The sequence below is a fragment of the Streptomyces zinciresistens K42 genome, assembly GCF_000225525.1.
GTDB classification, from domain to species: domain Bacteria; phylum Actinomycetota; class Actinomycetes; order Streptomycetales; family Streptomycetaceae; genus Streptomyces; species Streptomyces zinciresistens.
This window is the reverse complement of record NZ_AGBF01000399.1, coordinates 1-2,390: the sequence shown is the minus strand read 5'-3', so window position 1 is coordinate 2,390 and position 2,390 is coordinate 1. Positions and strand designations below refer to the sequence as shown.

Annotated in this window: 2 protein-coding genes; both read left to right on the top strand. The window is 75.0% G+C overall.

The features are described from left to right. On the top strand, window positions 1–1,337 hold a 1,337-nt coding region (locus tag SZN_RS36735), incomplete at its 5' end, for a glycoside hydrolase family protein (RefSeq protein ID WP_007506073.1). A gap of 295 nt (window positions 1,338–1,632) precedes the next feature. Beyond that, a partial coding sequence (locus SZN_RS36730) for a GNAT family N-acetyltransferase (protein ID WP_007506072.1) occupies window positions 1,633–2,390 on the top strand: 758 nt, incomplete at its 3' end.

Sequence of the window (2,390 nt, the reverse complement as noted above, 5' to 3'; positions counted from 1 at the left end):
GGCCGGGGCCGCGGTGGCGGGTCGGCGCCGTCGGTGCGGTGGCCGCGGCCCTCGCGCTCGTCGTCGCGCTCGTCGTCGCGCTGGGCGTCGGCCGCTCCGGTACCCCCGCGGCGCCCCCGGCCGCGCTCGGCTGGGGCGTCACGCACACCCAGTACAGCGCGGCGGACGGCGACCCCGCGACCGTCGGGGCGGCGCTCGACGCGCTGTCCGCGCGTTCCCTGCCGCAGAACCAGCACATCATGGGCTGGGGCGCGGACAACCCCGAACCCGCCCCGGGCCGCTACGACTTCACGTCGCTGGACGAGCGGATGCGTCTCGTCCGGCGGACCGGCGGCACCCCCGTGATCACCCTGTGCTGCGCACCGGACTGGATGAAGGGCGGCACACCGGGCCGTACGGACTGGTCCCGGCGGTCGCTGGAGAAGGCGCCGGGCCCCGAGCACTACGGCGACTTCGCCGACCTCGCCGCCACCGTCGCCCGGCGCTACCCGTATGTGCGGTACTTCCTCGTCTGGAACGAGTTCAAGGGGTTCTTCGACGACGCGGTGCAGCGCTGGGACTACGAGGGCTACACCCGCTTCTACAACGGCGTCTACCGGGCGCTCAAGGGGGTCGACGCGCGGAACCGGGTGGGCGGCCCGTATCTGAACATGGACAGCCTCCCGCCGGGCAGCACCCGCTTCGCCTCCGGTCTGAAGGGCCCCTGGGGCAGCGTCGACCAGCGCGTCCTGGACGCCTTCGGCTACTGGAACAGGAAGAAGGCCGGGGCCGACTTCGTGGTGGTCGACGGCTCCAGTTCCCCGCGCGGCAGTTCCCCGCGGCCCGACGCGTTCGGCGCGGTCGGCAAGTTCACGGCCGTCGGCCGGTGGCTGCGCCAGCGCACCAGCCTGCCGCTGTGGTGGGCCGAGTACTACGTCGAGCCGCAGACGGACGCCGCCACCGCGGACCCCCGGAACGCGGCGCGGAGCATCGCCCTCCAGGCCGCCGCCCTGACGGCGATCGCCGAGGGCGGCGCCGGCACGGCCTTCTACTGGAATCCGCAGAAGCGGCACGCGCCGTGCGACGTCTGCCTGTGGAACAGCACCGGCACCGCCCGCGCGTCCGGCGGCACGCTGCCGATGATGGGCCTGCTCCGGAGCTTCGACCGGGAGTTCCCGCCCGGTTCCGTCCGCCGGCCGGTCCGCGTGACGGGCGCCGGGGCGGCGGACGTGCGGGTGCTGGCCGACGACCGGGCGGTGCTCGTCGTCAACACCCGCGACCGGCCGGTACGGGTGGCGGTCGACGGGCGGGACGTGCGCCTGCGCGGCTACCAGGTGCGCTGGCTCACCCGAGGGTGAGGCGGGGCGGGGCCGGACGCCGGGCGAGCCCAGGGGCTGACCGCCCTTGTTCCGGGGCCCGCTTGCAGGACCACGGAAAACATGACGGGTGCCGGGGATGCGGGGGGGGGCACAGACGGGCCGCCGACCGCAGGTGCGGGTGACCGGCGACCGGCGATCACCGGCCGGAGCGGCGCGGGGCGGTCGCTCCCGCCTCGCCGCCGCCGTGCCCGGTCGCGTCGTGCCGCCGCGCACAGGACCTGTGCTTCTACGTCGAGTAGTAGATAATTTCTACGCTGCGTAGTAGTTTCGGGGTGTGGACGCCGACCCCCGCGCCGCCGCGCCGCCGTATCCCGCCGGCACCGGCCAGCCCCTCGACCAGCCCACCACCGAGCTGCGCATTCCCCGGTCGCGGGGGGTCACAGGGGGTGTCAGCACCGCGGCCACGGTGCGGTTCATGGACGCCGCGCATCTGCCGTTCGTCGTCACCGAGCATCGCCGCCTGTTCCCCGACGGCTTCTTCTCGCGCCTCGGCCCGGGGTTCCTGACCGCGCACACCCGCACCTACCTCACCAGCCCGCACGCCGTCGGATTCATCGCGGAGCTGAACGGCGAACCCGTCGGCTACCTCGTGGGGATCGTCGACCCGCCGCTGCACCGGCGCCAGCTGCTGCGCGCGCACGGAGCGGGGCTGGCAGTCCGGGCGGCGGGCGCCCTCACCCTGCGCCCCGCGCTCCTGGCCCGCTTCCTGCGCACCCGGCTGCCGCGCTACGTCCGCAAGCTCGTGCCGCGCAGAAGCGGCCCACCCGCGCCCGCCCCGGCCCCGGGACCCGTGAGTCCGGGCAGGGAGGCCGTACTCGCCCACGTGGCCGTCTCCGAGCGGGCCCGCTCGTACGGCATCGGAGGCGAACTGATCGCCCGCTTCACCGACTTCGCCGTGCTGGCAGGCTGCACCCGCATGTCGCTGGTCACCTCGGCCGGAGCGGACGGGGCGGGGCCGTACTACGAACGGCGCGGCTGGCAGCGCTCCGGCGCGAGCCGCACCCCCGACGGCAAGGACTTCCGCGTCTACGT